Below are 16,215 nucleotides of genomic sequence, written 5' to 3' on the forward strand. Positions count from 1 at the left end.
GCTTCAAAAAGAGCCCTGCCTAGTGCGGGGCTTTTTTATGCCTGCGCTGGCGCAGCGCTCGACTGCTGCTAGGGTAAAACCCGTGGCGCGGCCTTGTAGCGTGCCCTTATCTACTGACCGGGGAGTTCACCATGAAGCATTGGATTTTCGCCGCGTTTTGCCTGCTTAGCCTCGCGGGCTGCTCAAGCGAATACATCATCACTACCACCGACGGCCAGATGCTTACTAGCCACGGCAAACCGGACCTGGACGAAGACACCGGCATGCTGGAGTTCGAAGACAGCGAAGGACGCAAGCAACAGATTCCGCAGTCATCGGTGAAGCAGATGCTCGAACGCTGATCGTGCAGCGAGGCGAGCGAAGACTGTTGCGCCAGTACAGACAGTTGAAATTTCCGACACCCTCTCGACAAGCGTAACGGCGCCACTTATCTTCGCGACTGGCCAGCGCACTGGCCAACGTCGCTCGGACGGTTCCGGGCGCTTACGTCTTCGAGGAACACATGGCTGAACAAGCTTCGCGCCGTTTCGCGCGCATTGATCGTCTCCCCCCTTATGTTTTCAACATCACAGCTGAGCTGAAGATGGCGGCCCGTCGCCGCGGCGAAGACATCATCGACCTGAGCATGGGCAACCCGGATGGCGCCACCCCGCCCCATATCGTGGAAAAGCTCGTACAGGTTGCCCAGCGTGAAGACACCCACGGCTACTCGACTTCCCGCGGCATTCCGCGCCTGCGCCGGGCAATTTCGCGCTGGTACAAGGACCGCTACCAGGTCGACATCGACCCGGAAAACGAAGCCATCGTCACCATTGGTTCCAAAGAGGGTTTGGCGCACTTGATGCTGGCCACGCTGGACCAGGGCGATACGGTGTTGGTGCCTAACCCAAGTTATCCGATCCATATTTACGGTGCGGTCATCGCTGGCGCTCAGGTGCGCTCGGTACCGCTGGTGCCTGGCGTTGATTTCTTCGCCGAAGTAGAGCGCGCCATTCGGGAAAGTATTCCGAAACCAAAAATGCTGATCATCGGCTTCCCCTCGAACCCTACCGCGCAGTGCGTGGAGCTGGACTTCTTCGAACGCATCATCGCGCTGGCCAAGCAGTACAACGTGCTGGTGGTTCACGACCTGGCCTACGCCGACATCGTCTATGACGGCTGGAAAGTGCCATCGATCATGCAAGTGCCCGGCGCTAAGGATATCGCCGTGGAGTTTTTCACCCTGTCCAAAAGCTACAACATGGCCGGTTGGCGCATTGGCTTTATGGTCGGAAATCCTGAATTGGTGAACGCGCTAGCCCGCATCAAGAGCTACCACGACTACGGCACGTTCACGCCCCTGCAGGTGGCGGCGATCGCTGCGCTGGAGGGCGATCAGACATGCGTGCACGAAATAACCGCCAATTATCAGCAGCGTCGCGATGTATTGGTGCGCGGCCTTCATGAGGCGGGCTGGATGGTGGATAACCCTAAGGCGTCCATGTACGTGTGGGCAAAAATTCCAGAGCCCTACGCCAAACTCGGCTCGCTGGAGTTTGCGAAAAAGCTGTTGGCTGAGGCCAAGGTGTGTGTGTCGCCTGGGCTGGGTTTTGGAGATTACGGTGACGATCACGTGCGCTTCGCCCTGATCGAGAACCAGGACCGCATCCGCCAAGCTGTGCGGGGTATCAAAGCGATGTTCCGTGCTGATGGGCTGCTCGCCAAAGCGAAGGCCGACTCGTAGAGTCCATAGCGGCTACCGTCGAATAACCGTAGCCGCTCATCCTGCCGCGCTGAACTTGTCCTGAACCGGGTAACCCAAGGGGGGCTTTCCTCCCTTGCGTTAAGGACAGTTAATGATTGATCTGACCACCTGGAACCTCGCCGTACCCGCCACCGAATCTGCAACAGCCATCGACACCGCCCGCCTCAACAACGGTTACCAAAGCCAGTATTTTCGCCGCCACTCCGATGGCAGCGTCACCTTCTGGGTTCCGGTTTCCGGCGCCACCACCGAAGACGCCCACTACCCGCGCGCTGAACTGCGCGAAACCCAAACAGACGGGACGCTCAGCTATTGGCCGTACCAAACGGCGGATAACTATCTCAGTGCTGTTCTGACGGTTAACCAAGTGCCTAGCAAAGGCAAAATCGTCATTGGGCAGATTCACAGCGACGATCAGCCGGGCAGCCAGAATGATCCGCTGCTTAAACTGCAGTATCACTACTTGAGAGGCGTTGGTCGGCTTGAAGCGCTGCTGCGCAAGCGCCCCGGCGATCGCGCAGTGGAGAACATCCTTCTTGCCGAGAACGTGCAACTCAATGAGCGGTTTAGCTATAACCTGCGTCTGACGCCATCAGGAAAGCTCGGCATACGCGTCCAGAGCAAAGATGGCGATGCCGGCTCGTATTACCGCCAACTGAGTGGCTATTGGGGCAACCAGCGCTTTTACTTTAAAGCCGGCGCTTACATTCAGGACAACTACGGACCGCAGAATGAAGGGGGTCGGGTAACGTTTTATTGGCTTAACAGCGTCCATCAGTAGTCGCCGTGTCGCGGATGGGCTGCTATTGCCGGAGATGGAGCCGTAAAATGGCTCTACTTTCGAAAACGCTATAGAGACTGAAATGGCCCGTCTGCAACTCGTATTTCCTGAAGACCAGTTTTACTACAGCACGCACCTGACCGTGCGTGTCACCGATATCAATGCGGGAAACCATCTGGGTAACGACTCGATGATCTCGATGATTTCCGAGGCGCGAGCGCGGTTCCTGTTTGACTTCGGCATTCAAGAAACCAATGGCGCGGGACTTGGAATAATTGTTACCGATCTCGCGACAACCTATAAAGCCGAAGCACATGCTCGCGACCAACTGCTATTTGAAGTGGGCGTTATGGACTTCAACAAATACGGCGGCGATATCACGTTCCGTATCACGCGACCGGCCGATGGCAGCTTAATAGCGATGGCCAAGTCAGGGTTTGTATTTTTTGATTACAGCGTTTCGAAAGTCGTCTCAATGCCTGAAGACTTCTCGGGCAAGTTCAGCAAAGTTAACTGGCTGGACTAAGTCTGAGCTTCGCCCGGCCAGTTGCTCGTTAGAAACAGAACAACTGTCCAGGTGAAGTTTTAATTAGACGCAGCTAATACTCGCCCAACTTTTCTGCGCGCAAAAACAAACCCCCTACCCGTTTTCACGAGTAGGGGGTTTGGAATTTAAGCTTGACGATGACCTACTCTCACATGGGGAGACCCCACACTACCATCGGCGATGCGTCGTTTCACTACTGAGTTCGGGATGGGATCAGGTGGTTCCAACGCTCTATGGTCGTCAAGCAATTCGGGTGGAGCGTCGCGTTAGCGCAGCTCCAAATTGGGTATGTGATTGGGTGTTACAGGTATTTGTGTGTTTGCCGAATTTTCGGTTTGTATCGTCTTCACACCGTCAATTTGCGTTTTTAAGCAAATTGCTTGGGTGTTATATGGTCAAGCCTCACGGGCAATTAGTATGGGTTAGCTCAACGCCTCACAACGCTTACACACCCCACCTATCAACGTCGTAGTCTTCGACGGCCCTTTAGGGGATTCAAGATCCCAGTGAGATCTCATCTTGAGGCTAGTTTCCCGCTTAGATGCTTTCAGCGGTTATCTATTCCGAACATAGCTACCCGGCGATGCCACTGGCGTGACAACCGGAACACCAGAGGTTCGTCCACTCCGGTCCTCTCGTACTAGGAGCAGCCCCTCTCAAATCTCAAACGTCCACGGCAGATAGGGACCGAACTGTCTCACGACGTTCTAAACCCAGCTCGCGTACCACTTTAAATGGCGAACAGCCATACCCTTGGGACCGGCTTCAGCCCCAGGATGTGATGAGCCGACATCGAGGTGCCAAACACCGCCGTCGATATGAACTCTTGGGCGGTATCAGCCTGTTATCCCCGGAGTACCTTTTATCCGTTGAGCGATGGCCCTTCCATACAGAACCACCGGATCACTAAGACCTACTTTCGTACCTGCTCGACGTGTCTGTCTCGCAGTCAAGCGCGCTTTTGCCTTTATACTCTACGACCGATTTCCGACCGGTCTGAGCGCACCTTCGTACTCCTCCGTTACTCTTTAGGAGGAGACCGCCCCAGTCAAACTACCCACCATACACTGTCCTCGATCCGGATAACGGACCAGAGTTAGAACCTCAAAGTTGCCAGGGTGGTATTTCAAGATTGGCTCCACGCGAACTGGCGTCCACGCTTCAAAGCCTCCCACCTATCCTACACAAGCAAATTCAAAGTCCAGTGCAAAGCTATAGTAAAGGTTCACGGGGTCTTTCCGTCTAGCCGCGGATACACTGCATCTTCACAGCGATTTCAATTTCACTGAGTCTCGGGTGGAGACAGCGCCGCCATCGTTACGCCATTCGTGCAGGTCGGAACTTACCCGACAAGGAATTTCGCTACCTTAGGACCGTTATAGTTACGGCCGCCGTTTACCGGGGCTTCGATCAAGAGCTTCGCGTTAGCTAACCCCATCAATTAACCTTCCGGCACCGGGCAGGCGTCACACCCTATACGTCCACTTTCGTGTTTGCAGAGTGCTGTGTTTTTAATAAACAGTCGCAGCGGCCTGGTATCTTCGACCGGCATGAGCTTACGCAGTAAATGCTTCACCCTCACCGGCGCACCTTCTCCCGAAGTTACGGTGCCATTTTGCCTAGTTCCTTCACCCGAGTTCTCTCAAGCGCCTTGGTATTCTCTACCCAACCACCTGTGTCGGTTTGGGGTACGGTTCCTAGTTATCTGAAGCTTAGAGGCTTTTCTTGGAAGCATGGCATCAACCACTTCGCGCTCTAATGAGCACTCGTCATCAGTTCTCAGCCTTAACCGCCCGGATTTACCTAAGCAGTCAGCCTACAACCTTAAACTTGGACAACCAACGCCAAGCTGGCCTAGCCTTCTCCGTCCCCCCATCGCAATAACTAGAAGTACAGGAATATTAACCTGTTTTCCATCGACTACGCTTTTCAGCCTCGCCTTAGGGACCGACTAACCCTGCGTCGATTAACGTTGCGCAGGAAACCTTGGTCTTTCGGCGTGGGTGTTTTTCACACCCATTGTCGTTACTCATGTCAGCATTCGCACTTCTGATACCTCCAGCAAGCTTCTCAACTCACCTTCACAGGCTTACAGAACGCTCCTCTACCGCATCACCTAAGTGATACCCGTAGCTTCGGTGCATGGTTTGAGCCCCGTTACATCTTCCGCGCAGGCCGACTCGACTAGTGAGCTATTACGCTTTCTTTAAAGGGTGGCTGCTTCTAAGCCAACCTCCTAGCTGTCTAAGCCTTCCCACATCGTTTCCCACTTAACCATGACTTTGGGACCTTAGCTGACGGTCTGGGTTGTTTCCCTTTTCACGACGGACGTTAGCACCCGCCGTGTGTCTCCCGTGCTCGCACTTGCTGGTATTCGGAGTTTGCATCGGTTTGGTAAGTCGGGATGACCCCCTAGCCGAAACAGTGCTCTACCCCCAGCAGTGATACACGAGGCGCTACCTAAATAGCTTTCGAGGAGAACCAGCTATCTCCGAGCTTGATTAGCCTTTCACTCCGATCCACAGGTCATCCGCTAACTTTTCAACGGTAGTCGGTTCGGTCCTCCAGTTAGTGTTACCCAACCTTCAACCTGCCCATGGATAGATCGCCCGGTTTCGGGTCTATACCCAGCGACTAAACGCCCTATTAAGACTCGCTTTCGCTACGCCTCCCCTATTCGGTTAAGCTCGCCACTGAATATAAGTCGCTGACCCATTATACAAAAGGTACGCAGTCACCCAACAAAGTGGGCTCCCACTGCTTGTACGCATACGGTTTCAGGATCTATTTCACTCCCCTCTCCGGGGTTCTTTTCGCCTTTCCCTCACGGTACTAGTTCACTATCGGTCAGTCAGTAGTATTTAGCCTTGGAGGATGGTCCCCCCATATTCAGACAAAGTTTCTCGTGCTCCGTCCTACTCGATTTCATTGATAAGAGATTTTCGCGTACAGGGCTATCACCCACTATGGCCGCACTTTCCAGAGCGTTCCGCTAATCTCAAATCAACTTAAGGGCTAGTCCCCGTTCGCTCGCCACTACTAAGGGAATCTCGGTTGATTTCTTTTCCTCAGGGTACTTAGATGTTTCAGTTCCCCTGGTTCGCTTCTTACACCTATGTATTCAGTGCAAGATACTTAACTTATGTTAAGTGGGTTCCCCCATTCAGACATCTCCGGATCAAAGTCTGTTTGCCGACTCCCCGAAGCTTTTCGCAGGCTACCACGTCTTTCATCGCCTCTGACTGCCAAGGCATCCACCGTATGCGCTTCTTCACTTGACCATATAACCCCAAGCAATCTGGTTATACTATGAAGACGACATTCGCCGAAAATTCGAAATACTCTTGATCTCTCAAGAGAACTCACAAATTTTACCTTAGCCTGAATAAACACCAGTGAAAGTGCTATCCAGTCTATCTTTCTATCACATACCCAAATTTTTAAAGAACGATAATACTTTCTAGTCAAAGACCAGAATTCAATATTCAACCCTAAGGCGAATACTCAATTCTGAACTCTATCGTCGTCGTGGTGGAGCCAAACGGGATCGAACCGTTGACCTCCTGCGTGCAAGGCAGGCGCTCTCCCAGCTGAGCTATGGCCCCGTACTGAGGCTTCTTCCACAACAATTGGTGGGTCTGGGCAGATTCGAACTGCCGACCTCACCCTTATCAGGGGTGCGCTCTAACCAACTGAGCTACAGACCCAATTGTTCGGGCTACTAGGCTGACAACTCGTCACTGATCCTCCTAAAACCTCTAGGACGACCCTATCGTCTTTCGCAATGAATCAAGCAATTCGTGTGGGAGCTTATAAGGAAGCTGATGTCGTCGATTAAGGAGGTGATCCAGCCGCAGGTTCCCCTACGGCTACCTTGTTACGACTTCACCCCAGTCATGAATCACACCGTGGTAACCGTCCTCCCGAAGGTTAGACTAGCTACTTCTGGTGCAACCCACTCCCATGGTGTGACGGGCGGTGTGTACAAGGCCCGGGAACGTATTCACCGTGACGTTCTGATTCACGATTACTAGCGATTCCGACTTCACGCAGTCGAGTTGCAGACTGCGATCCGGACTACGATCGGTTTTATGGGATTAGCTCCACCTCGCGGCTTGGCAACCCTTTGTACCGACCATTGTAGCACGTGTGTAGCCCTGGCCGTAAGGGCCATGATGACTTGACGTCATCCCCACCTTCCTCCGGTTTGTCACCGGCAGTCTCCTTAGAGTGCCCACCATAACGTGCTGGTAACTAAGGACAAGGGTTGCGCTCGTTACGGGACTTAACCCAACATCTCACGACACGAGCTGACGACAGCCATGCAGCACCTGTGTCTGAGTTCCCGAAGGCACCAATCCATCTCTGGAAAGTTCTCAGCATGTCAAGGCCAGGTAAGGTTCTTCGCGTTGCTTCGAATTAAACCACATGCTCCACCGCTTGTGCGGGCCCCCGTCAATTCATTTGAGTTTTAACCTTGCGGCCGTACTCCCCAGGCGGTCGACTTAATGCGTTAGCTGCGCCACTAAAGTCTCAAGGACCCCAACGGCTAGTCGACATCGTTTACGGCGTGGACTACCAGGGTATCTAATCCTGTTTGCTCCCCACGCTTTCGCACCTCAGTGTCAGTATCAGTCCAGGTGGTCGCCTTCGCCACTGGTGTTCCTTCCTATATCTACGCATTTCACCGCTACACAGGAAATTCCACCACCCTCTACCATACTCTAGCTCGACAGTTTTGAATGCAGTTCCCAGGTTGAGCCCGGGGATTTCACATCCAACTTAACGAACCACCTACGCGCGCTTTACGCCCAGTAATTCCGATTAACGCTTGCACCCTCTGTATTACCGCGGCTGCTGGCACAGAGTTAGCCGGTGCTTATTCTGTCGGTAACGTCAAAATTGCAGAGTATTAATCTACAACCCTTCCTCCCAACTTAAAGTGCTTTACAATCCGAAGACCTTCTTCACACACGCGGCATGGCTGGATCAGGCTTTCGCCCATTGTCCAATATTCCCCACTGCTGCCTCCCGTAGGAGTCTGGACCGTGTCTCAGTTCCAGTGTGACTGATCATCCTCTCAGACCAGTTACGGATCGTCGCCTTGGTGAGCCATTACCTCACCAACTAGCTAATCCGACCTAGGCTCATCTATTAGCGCAAGGCCCGAAGGTCCCCTGCTTTCTCCCGTAGGACGTATGCGGTATTAGCGTTCCTTTCGAAACGTTGTCCCCCACTAATAGGCAGATTCCTAGGCATTACTCACCCGTCCGCCGCTGAATCAAGGAGCAAGCTCCTCTCATCCGCTCGACTTGCATGTGTTAGGCCTGCCGCCAGCGTTCAATCTGAGCCATGATCAAACTCTTCAGTTCAAACATATCTGGGTTTTGAGAAAACCCTAAACTTGGCTCAGCAATCGCAAAAAACTCTCAAATTAACGAGTGTTACTTGTGATGCTGATAATCTGGTGACTATCAGTCTTACCTCACAAGCACCCACACGAATTGCTTGATTCAGTTGTTAAAGAACAGTTGGTTAAGTCTTTCGTCTCAACCGAGGCGCGCATTCTACAGCAGCCTCTTATTCCGTCAAGCGATTTCGAAAATTTCTTTTCAAACTCAACCGCTTGCGCTTCAGATCAACTTCAGTCTCTCGTCAGCGGGAGGGGAATTCTACAGCGTTTCAAACCGCTGTCAACCACCTCTTCTACCGCCTTTCGATCCACTTACTCGATCGACCAACAAGACTAAAACCTCAACCCTGTCAGCCCGGCGCATTCTACGCAGATCGCTCTGCTTTGCAACCCTTTATTTAACCTAACCTATTGATTAGAAAGAACTTTTAGGCGCCTTCCGCGCCGGAAGTGGTGCGCATTATAAGCAGCCAGGAAAAGCCGTCAAGGCATTCCCAGTGGAATGTTTCAAAAACTTTTGCGCTGGTAACGCGCCGCAGCAGAAGTGACTGAATTAGCAGACCCGCTCACACACTATCTATAGGCTATGGTGTTCGGCGGAGCTTGCGCCGTGCGAACACACGAAACCTATATAAGGAAGGGATATGCAGGGGCTCAGCAGCAAGGCGATTGGAATAGCCGCAGTAGTGCTGGTTATGCTTGGGGTGTTTTTCAGTTCTTGGTACACAGTCGATGAGACTGAGAGAGGCGTCCTACTGCGAAATGGCGCCTTGGTGGGCATCGTAGAGCCCGGCCTGTCATTCAAGACGCCCTTCATCGAGACCGTTAAGTTCATTTCGGTGCAAAGCCAGGCGACTTCTTATAGAGAGTTGCAGGCCTACAGTAAGGACCAACAAACCGCGACCCTCCAGGTTTCTGTTTCCTGGCACGTGGTCCCCGGCGAAGTTTCTAAGGTCTACACGCAATACCAAGATCTTGAAGGGCTCGTCAGTCGTCTCATCAGCCGCCAAGTCCCTACGCAAGTGGAAAACGTGTTCGGCCAATACAACGCCGTGACGGCCGTCCAGCAGCGCGGCAAATTCGTCGCCGATGTTGGTCGGGCGATTAAAGAGTCAATCAACGGCCCAGTGGTGATTGATGGCGTCCAGGTCGAGAACATCGATTTCAGTGACGACTACGAGCGCTCTATCGCCCTGCGCATGAAAGCAGAAGTCGAGGTGAAGACTCGCGAACAGATGCTGGCGACCGAACAAGTTCAAGCCCAAATTCGCGTCACCCAAGCTCAGGCAGAAGCCGACTCCAAACTTGCTGAAGCCAAAGCGGATGCAGAAGCCACCCGACTGCGCGGCGAAGCGGAAGCCGACGCTATCAAGGCCAGAGCTCAAGCGCTCGCCAGCAACCAAAACCTGGTCGAGCTCACCAAAGCCGAACGCTGGGACGGCACACTGCCCACGACGATGCTGCCCAACAGCGCCCTCCCCTTCATCGACGCTACAAAACGAAGCGAAGAACGACAGTCGCAATGAGCAAAAAAGGCCAGCAATGCTGGCCTTTTTACAATTTGAGCCAGACCAGGCAAACAGTCAGTTAGAACTCCCGCAGGGCCACATGCTCCCCGCCTGCCAAGCAGAAGTACGCCCATGGACCCAAAGCGGGAACCAAGCTAACCCGCGCAAGCAACTGCTCAAATACCGCGTACATGTCCTCGGCAACTAGCGCCCGCTCCCTCTCTAACAGCCCGCGCACCGGAGCAAAGGCATCCTCGATTCCATCCCAAGAACGCATCCCACGTTCATGAATTTGTGCCTCTAGATTTTGCGCAAATTGCCCGCGGGCGCGGCCGGCATTTTGCAACTCTTCAGGCAACTGCAAAATTCCGCCAGTCAAAGAATCTACAGTTTCAACTCTGCAACAAAGCGCTCGTCGACCTGAATGCAAAGGGCTCGGCATGCATGGCTTGCCTGTTCCCTCCAACCCAGAGCAGCACCTCGTAGCCGCCGCTTCGGGCACGCTTAAGCATAAGGTGCTTAAAAAAAGTAACGTGAGCGGAAAATGGTCAAAGGCAATTGCCTGCTCATGACTAACCGCAAGCTCGAGTAGAAATTCGGCCTTGCGCCGCTCACGCCCCCACTCAAACGATCAAGCCTTGTCAGCATCATCTGGTAGATGCCTATCTCGACATCACCAGCGGCAATATGCGCGAGCGAATCGCTAAGCCAATCTGGGAACTCGATGCCCAGCTGAATACGCTCGCACCTGCGTATCGAAGATCTGCGGCTTCAGCGAGAAGCTCTGCTGCCAGCTTTCGCTGGGCTCAGAACTAAGTGATAGACGCAATTGCCCAGCGCTATCAGAGCGCTGATTGATCAGTTGAGTAATCTGATCGAGCCGTGACGATTAAGGCGTCGCCAACCTCGCAGAGGTCTTTAAACAACATATCGCGAACCCTACGCCCGCAACGTTGAGCGGCATGAGTGACTCCAACGGCAAGTCGCCATGCGGTACCGATTGCTCGTCGAACAGCGAACCCTGCACGAATCCCTACCCAAACCGAAACTGATAGGAGCGCCTAGCCGTCTAACCGGCGCATGCCTTTCTGCAAAACGCTACGCTCTACCGAGCCGCGTGCCGGCTCTCTGAAAATAATGTTTTTCGCAGACCGAAGTCGATTTGAAAAGGTGCGGCAAGTTGCAGCGATATGGAAAACCTTCGCCCATAAAAAAATCCAGCCACCGCGAAGTGACTGGATTTTTTTGAGATTAATGGTCGGGACGGAGTGATTCGAACACTCGACCCCTAGCACCCCATGCTAGTGCGCTACCGGACTGCGCTACGCCCCGACGATACAACTTTATTGCTTCCCAACCGCTCGAAAGCGGAAAGGACTATACACTAAGCTTTTGAAATGTGGAAGTTTTCTAGCAAAGTCGATTACTTGCGTAACACCAGTAAAACTTCTTCCAGTTCTACGATCATCTGGCGGATGAGCTGTTTGTACTGAGTGGTGTCGTCCTTAGCCTCATCTCCGGATAACCGCTGCCGCGCTCCTCCGATAGTGAAGCCTTGCTCGTACAAAAGCGCCCGTATCTGCCGAATCATCAGCACATCCTGACGCTGGTAGTACCGCCGGTTGCCGCGCCGCTTTATTGGGTTGAGCTGGGTGAATTCCTGCTCCCAATAACGCAACACATGCGGCTTCACCGCACACAGTTCGCTTACTTCGCCGATGGTGAAGTAACGCTTGCCGGGTATGGGCGGTAACTCGTCGTTATGACTTGGTTCCAGCATAAGCCTCAACTCTGGCTTTTAATTTTTGCCCGGGGCGGAATGTGACCACGCGTCTTGCCGTGATTGGGATTTCTTCCCCCGTTTTCGGGTTCCTGCCAGGTCGCTGACGCTTATCGCGCAAGTCAAAATTGCCGAAACCAGACAATTTCACTTGTTCATTAAGCTCTAGCGCCTGACGGATTTCCTCGAAAAACAGCTCCACCAATTCCTTGGCTTCCCGTTTATTCAGGCCTAGCTCTTCGTACAGACGTTCGGCCATTTCAGCTTTCGTCAGAGCCCCCATACGCTACTTCCTTAACGTGGCGTTGAACCTTTCTTCAAGCGAGGTAAGGATATTCTGAGTTGTAGTGCTCACCTCTTCATCATTAAGAGTGCGCGATGGATGTTGCCAGGTCAAGCCGACGGCCAAGCTTTTTCTATGCGGATCAATACCTTTACCGTGATACACATCAAATAGCTTGAGGTCCGTCAGATACTCGCCCGCTGCCTCGCGAATCGCGCCCAGCACGGCATCTGCGGCGATGCTTTGATCAACCAAAAGCGCCAGGTCGCGTCGTACTTCTGGGAAGCGCGAAAGCTCGTGGAATTTGGGCAGCAGGCCCAGAGCAACTTGTGCCAACACCAGCTCGAACAGGAAAAGCGGCTGATCGATGCCTAAGGTTTTAGCCAGTTCAGGGTGAAGAGCACCAACATATCCAACCAATTGGCCGTCGCGCTCCACTCGCGCGGTCTGCCCGGGATGCAGTGCCGGATGCTCACCTGCAACAAAGTTGAACGCTTTCTGCGCACCGGAGAAGCCAAGTAATGCCTCAACGTCGGCTTTCACATCATAGAAATCGACCGTGTCGCGACCGTGCGCCCAGCCTTCGGCCAGACGCGAACCGCAAATAACGCCAGACAGCATGGCCTCTTGCTTCAAGCCGTCAAGCTGCCCCACGAAACGCAAGCCGCTTTCGAACAAACGCACGCGCGTTTGCTGGCGATTCGCGTTGTGCTGAACGGCTTTGACCAAACCAGGCCACAACGAGGAACGCATCGCTGCCATATCCGAAGAGATGGGATTGGCCAACATCAGCGGCTCGACGCCTGGAGTGAATAGCGCGAACTGCTGAGGATCGATAAAGCTGTAGGTGATTGCTTCCTGATAACCACGAGCCACCAACAACCGGCGCAACGCTGGGAGATCGGCGCTAGCCTCGGCTTTAGGTTGTGGCGCCAGGCGCGCCTGGGGATAGCGAACCGGAAGACGGTTATAGCCGTACAGACGACCCAACTCTTCGATCAGGTCAACTTCCAGACTAATGTCGAAACGATGACTCGGAACCACAACGGACCACTGTCCCGCCGCTGAGCTGCTCACCTGCAAGCCCAAGGCCGTCAGCAAACGCTCAATCTCGCCGGCATCCATTTCCATGCCAAGCATCTGATTGACGCGCTCAGCGCGCAGAGTCACGTTCGCAATAACAGGTAGCTGATTTTGATCGACCACTTCAACGATCGGACCCGGTTCGCCGCCAACAACTTCCAACAACAGACCGGTAGCGCGCTCCATGGCCTCGCGGGCGAGATTCCAATCCACGCCGCGCTCGAAGCGGTGTGAGGCGTCGGTGTGTAATCCGTAGGACCGCGCCTTACCTGCAACAGCAATCGTGTCAAAGAAAGCACTTTCCAAGAAAAGATCGCGCGTACCGGCGGAAACACCGCTGTGCTCACCGCCCATCACGCCAGCAATCGCCAGCACACGTTGATGATCAGCGATAACCAAAGTGTCGGCTCGCAGCGCCACTTCCTGACCGTCCAGAAGAACCAGATTCTCGCCTTCTTCGGCCATACGTACGCGGATACCGCCATTGATCTCGCTCAGATCAAACGCGTGCATCGGCTGCCCAAGTTCCAGCATTACGTAGTTGGTAATGTCGACGGCAGCGTCGATGCTGCGCACATCGGAGCGGCGCAGGCGTTCGACCATCCAAAGCGGCGTTGGCTTGCTCAGGTCAACGTTTCGGATTACGCGCCCCAGATACCGAGGACAGGCTTTTGCAGCAGAAACCTCAACCGGCATCGTCTGCTCATGAACAGCCTGAACCGCCGCCACTACAGCACGACTGACCGGCGTGTCGTACAGTGCGCCGACTTCACGAGCCAAGCCAGCGAGCGACAGACAGTCGCCGCGATTGGGGGTGAGATCAACTTCGATGCTTGCGTCGTCGAGACCAAGGTACGCGCGCACATCCTGGCCAACCGGGGCGTCAGCCGCCAGCTCCATTAGACCGCTGCTCTCATCGCTTATTTGCAATTCGGAAGCCGAGCACAGCATGCCGTTGGACTCGAGGCCACGCAGCTTGGCTTTTTTGATTTTGAAATCGCCCGGCAGCTCGGCGCCGATCATGGCGAAAGGGACTTTCAGCCCGACTCGCACATTCGGCGCGCCGCACACGACTTGAAACGTCTCGGCGCCGTTGCTGACCTGGCAAACGCGGAGTTTGTCCGCATCCGGATGCTGTTCGGTACTAAGCACCTCACCGACCAACACACCACTGAATACGCCGGCGACCAACGAAACGCTGTCGACCTCAAGCCCGGCCATGGATAGACGCGCCACTAACTCATCACGGGAAACCGACGGATTTACCCAACTACGCAGCCACTGTTCGCTGAATTTCATTCTGTTCTTCTCCTAGAAAACGTTAACGGGCAAGCGACCTAGCGAAATTGCGCAAGGAATCGCAGGTCGTTGTCGAAGAACAGACGCAAGTCGTTAACGCCATAACGCAGCATGGCCAGACGCTCAACGCCCATACCGAAGGCGAAGCCTTGGTACTTTTCGGGATTGATGCCAGACATGCGCAATACATTCGGATGAACCATGCCGCAGCCCATCACCTCGAGCCAGCCGGTTTGCTTGCAGACACGGCAGCCTTTACCGCTGCACATCACACACTGCATGTCGACTTCAGCGGAAGGCTCGGTGAAGGGGAAGAAAGAAGGACGGAAACGCACGCCCAGGTCTTTCTCAAAGAAGACACGCAAGAACTCTTCGATCGTGCCTTTGAGGTCGGCAAAGCTGATGTCTTGGTCGACCAGCAACCCTTCAACCTGGTGGAACATCGGCGAGTGCGTGATATCGGAGTCGCAGCGATAAACGCGGCCTGGGCAGACGATGCGGATCGGTGGCTGCTGGGATTCCATGGTGCGCACCTGAACCGGAGAGGTGTGAGTGCGCAGCAACATGTTGGCGTTGAAATAGAAGGTGTCATGCATTGCCCGCGCCGGGTGGTGGCCGGGAATGTTGAGCGCCTCAAAGTTGTGATAGTCGTCTTCTACCTCAGGGCCCTCGGCAATGCCGTAACCAATATGGGTGAAGAACTGCTCGATACGCTCAAGCGTGCGCGTAACAGGATGCAGGCCTCCGGAGGACTGACCGCGACCTGGCAAAGTAACGTCGATGAACTCAGCGGCAAGCTTGGCGCTCAGCGCTGCTTGCTCAAGCAAATCCTTGCGGCTGTTGAGCGAGTCTTGAACACGGTCCTTGGCGGCATTGATCAGCGCACCAACTTTGGGACGATCTTCGACTGACATATTGCCCAGGCTCTTCATTACCTGAGTCAACTCGCCTTTCTTGCCGAGATACAGAACCCGGATTTGCTCCAGGGCATTGACGTCTTCTGCGCGCTGAACGGCCTCTAGTGCTTGAGAGACCAGCGCATCCAGGTTTTCCATTTACAGACTCCAGATACGAAATAGGGGAAGAGCTCGAAGGCTCTTCCCCTATTGGTGACGTTTTAGCACCGGGCGAGCCCGGTGATTGTCGGGGACTTAAGCCAGAACGGCTTTCGCTTTCTCGACAATCGCAGCAAACGCCGCTTTTTCGTTCACTGCCAGATCAGCCAGAACCTTACGGTCGATTTCGATAGCTGCCTTTTTCAAGCCAGCGATCAGTCGGCTGTAGGACAAACCGTTGATGCGGGCGCCAGCATTGATACGGGCGATCCACAGTGCACGGAACTGACGCTTTTTCTGACGACGGTCGCGGTAGGCGTATTGGCCTGCCTTGATTACCGCTTGCTTGGCAACGCGGAACACGCGTGAGCGCGCGCCATAGTAGCCTTTAGCGAGTTTCAGAATTTTTTTGTGACGACGGCGAGCAACAACGCCACGCTTAACACGAGCCATGAGTAACTTCCTCTAATCTTTGACCGAAATTAACGAACGCGCAGCATGCGCGCGACCTTTGCCACGTCAGACGGATGCACCATGGTGCTGCCGCGCAGATGACGCTTACGCTTGGTCGACATTTTGGTCAGGATGTGGCTCTTGAAAGCGTGCTTGTGCTTGAAACCGGTAGCGGTTTTCAAGAAACGTTTGGCTGCACCGCTTTTGGTTTTCATTTTTGGCATGTTCGGATACTCCGCATTCAGTTGATAAACATAACCGCAAGGCCT

At 54.0% G+C, this 16,215-nt stretch carries 12 protein-coding genes, 3 tRNA genes and 3 rRNA genes; 5 read left to right on the forward strand and 13 right to left on the reverse strand.

The genetic code is table 11. The features are described from left to right. Positions 1-131 precede the first annotated feature (131 nt). The 4 genes from ACZZ0Q_RS16340 to ACZZ0Q_RS16355 all read left to right on the forward strand — a co-directional run bounded on the left by ACZZ0Q_RS16340 (position 132) and on the right by ACZZ0Q_RS16355 (position 3,051). Entirely contained in the window at positions 132-341 is a 210-nt protein-coding gene (locus tag ACZZ0Q_RS16340; RefSeq protein ID WP_463541562.1) for a YgdI/YgdR family lipoprotein, read from the forward strand. Between the two features lie 161 nt (positions 342-502). Then, positions 503-1,723, forward strand: coding sequence for an alanine transaminase (alaC, locus tag ACZZ0Q_RS16345; protein ID WP_463560763.1), 1,221 nt, complete (start codon positions 503-505; stop codon positions 1,721-1,723). Positions 1,724-1,835: 112 nt separating this feature from the next. After that, positions 1,836-2,525, forward strand: coding sequence for a polysaccharide lyase family 7 protein (locus tag ACZZ0Q_RS16350; RefSeq protein ID WP_463541561.1), 690 nt, complete (start codon positions 1,836-1,838; stop codon positions 2,523-2,525). Positions 2,526-2,607: 82 nt separating this feature from the next. Then, positions 2,608-3,051, forward strand: a complete 444-nt coding sequence (locus ACZZ0Q_RS16355) for a thioesterase family protein (protein WP_463541560.1) — start codon at positions 2,608-2,610, stop codon at positions 3,049-3,051. Between the two features lie 150 nt (positions 3,052-3,201). On the opposite strand, the gene rrf is transcribed toward ACZZ0Q_RS16355, so the two are convergent. The 5 genes from rrf to ACZZ0Q_RS16380 all read right to left on the reverse strand — a co-directional run bounded on the left by rrf (position 3,202) and on the right by ACZZ0Q_RS16380 (position 8,444). Next, positions 3,202-3,317: ribosomal RNA gene (gene rrf, locus ACZZ0Q_RS16360) — 5S ribosomal RNA — on the reverse strand. A gap of 146 nt (positions 3,318-3,463) precedes the next feature. Continuing rightward, positions 3,464-6,353 (reverse strand): 23S ribosomal RNA (locus ACZZ0Q_RS16365). Between the two features lie 248 nt (positions 6,354-6,601). After that, positions 6,602-6,677 (reverse strand) — tRNA-Ala (locus ACZZ0Q_RS16370). 25 nt (positions 6,678-6,702) lie between these two features. Further along, positions 6,703-6,779, reverse strand: a tRNA-Ile gene (locus ACZZ0Q_RS16375). Between the two features lie 128 nt (positions 6,780-6,907). Next, a 16S ribosomal RNA gene (locus ACZZ0Q_RS16380) occupies positions 6,908-8,444 on the reverse strand. The 16S, 23S and 5S rRNA genes sit together here with 2 tRNA genes alongside, the layout of an rRNA operon. A gap of 685 nt (positions 8,445-9,129) precedes the next feature. Here ACZZ0Q_RS16380 and ACZZ0Q_RS16385 point away from each other — a divergent pair. Beyond that, positions 9,130-10,011, forward strand: a complete 882-nt coding sequence (locus ACZZ0Q_RS16385) for an SPFH domain-containing protein (protein WP_463541559.1) — start codon at positions 9,130-9,132, stop codon at positions 10,009-10,011. A 61-nt stretch (positions 10,012-10,072) separates the two neighbouring features. On the opposite strand, the gene ACZZ0Q_RS16390 is transcribed toward ACZZ0Q_RS16385, so the two are convergent. The 8 genes from ACZZ0Q_RS16390 to rpmI all read right to left on the reverse strand — a co-directional run bounded on the left by ACZZ0Q_RS16390 (position 10,073) and on the right by rpmI (position 16,170). Then, on the reverse strand, positions 10,073-10,351 hold the full coding sequence (locus ACZZ0Q_RS16390; RefSeq protein WP_463541558.1) for a hypothetical protein: 279 nt from the start codon (positions 10,349-10,351) through the stop codon (positions 10,073-10,075). Positions 10,352-11,248: 897 nt separating this feature from the next. Continuing rightward, positions 11,249-11,325, reverse strand: a tRNA-Pro gene (locus ACZZ0Q_RS16395). 91 nt (positions 11,326-11,416) lie between these two features. Beyond that, positions 11,417-11,773 (reverse strand): MerR family transcriptional regulator, encoded by a 357-nt coding sequence (locus tag ACZZ0Q_RS16400; protein ID WP_122492473.1) that lies wholly within the window; start codon positions 11,771-11,773, stop codon positions 11,417-11,419. After that, positions 11,754-12,056 carry an integration host factor subunit alpha gene (gene ihfA, locus ACZZ0Q_RS16405; protein WP_003243414.1) on the reverse strand — a complete coding sequence of 101 codons (303 nt, stop codon included), beginning with the start codon at positions 12,054-12,056 and terminating at the stop codon, positions 11,754-11,756. Before ihfA ends, ACZZ0Q_RS16400 begins: the two co-directional genes overlap by 20 nt. 3 nt (positions 12,057-12,059) lie before the next feature. After that, the gene (pheT, locus tag ACZZ0Q_RS16410) at positions 12,060-14,438 is read right to left on the reverse strand and encodes a phenylalanine--tRNA ligase subunit beta (protein ID WP_463541557.1); all 2,379 of its coding nucleotides are present in this window, start codon (positions 14,436-14,438) and stop codon (positions 12,060-12,062) included. 38 nt (positions 14,439-14,476) lie between these two features. Beyond that, positions 14,477-15,493 (reverse strand): phenylalanine--tRNA ligase subunit alpha, encoded by a 1,017-nt coding sequence (pheS, locus tag ACZZ0Q_RS16415; RefSeq protein ID WP_463541556.1) that lies wholly within the window; start codon positions 15,491-15,493, stop codon positions 14,477-14,479. A 96-nt stretch (positions 15,494-15,589) separates the two neighbouring features. Then, positions 15,590-15,946: a 50S ribosomal protein L20 gene (gene rplT / locus ACZZ0Q_RS16420; protein ID WP_122451699.1), complete on the reverse strand. Its 357-nt coding sequence runs from the start codon at positions 15,944-15,946 to the stop codon at positions 15,590-15,592. Between the two features lie 29 nt (positions 15,947-15,975). Continuing rightward, a complete protein-coding gene (gene rpmI / locus ACZZ0Q_RS16425) occupies positions 15,976-16,170 on the reverse strand; it encodes a 50S ribosomal protein L35 (protein WP_042552869.1) in 195 nt (64 codons plus the stop codon). Positions 16,171-16,215 lie beyond the last annotated feature (45 nt).

It is taken from the genome of Pseudomonas sp. AC070 (assembly GCF_979258635.1).

Bases quoted from the DNA above. Each gene is read 5' to 3' on its own strand.
- ACZZ0Q_RS16340 (WP_463541562.1), top strand. From the start codon at position 132: ATGAAGCATTGGATTTTCGCCGCGTTTTGCCTGCTTAGCCTCGCGGGC.
- alaC (WP_463560763.1), top strand. From the start codon at position 503: ATGGCTGAACAAGCTTCGCGCCGTTTCGCGCGCATTGATCGTCTCCCC.
- ACZZ0Q_RS16350 (WP_463541561.1), top strand. From the start codon at position 1,836: ATGATTGATCTGACCACCTGGAACCTCGCCGTACCCGCCACCGAATCT.
- ACZZ0Q_RS16355 (WP_463541560.1), top strand. From the start codon at position 2,608: ATGGCCCGTCTGCAACTCGTATTTCCTGAAGACCAGTTTTACTACAGC.
- ACZZ0Q_RS16385 (WP_463541559.1), top strand. From the start codon at position 9,130: ATGCAGGGGCTCAGCAGCAAGGCGATTGGAATAGCCGCAGTAGTGCTG.
- ACZZ0Q_RS16400 (WP_122492473.1), bottom strand. From the start codon at position 11,773: ATGCTGGAACCAAGTCATAACGACGAGTTACCGCCCATACCCGGCAAG.
- ihfA (WP_003243414.1), bottom strand. From the start codon at position 12,056: ATGGGGGCTCTGACGAAAGCTGAAATGGCCGAACGTCTGTACGAAGAG.
- pheT (WP_463541557.1), bottom strand. From the start codon at position 14,438: ATGAAATTCAGCGAACAGTGGCTGCGTAGTTGGGTAAATCCGTCGGTT.
- pheS (WP_463541556.1), bottom strand. From the start codon at position 15,493: ATGGAAAACCTGGATGCGCTGGTCTCTCAAGCACTAGAGGCCGTTCAG.
- rplT (WP_122451699.1), bottom strand. From the start codon at position 15,946: ATGGCTCGTGTTAAGCGTGGCGTTGTTGCTCGCCGTCGTCACAAAAAA.
- rpmI (WP_042552869.1), bottom strand. From the start codon at position 16,170: ATGCCAAAAATGAAAACCAAAAGCGGTGCAGCCAAACGTTTCTTGAAA.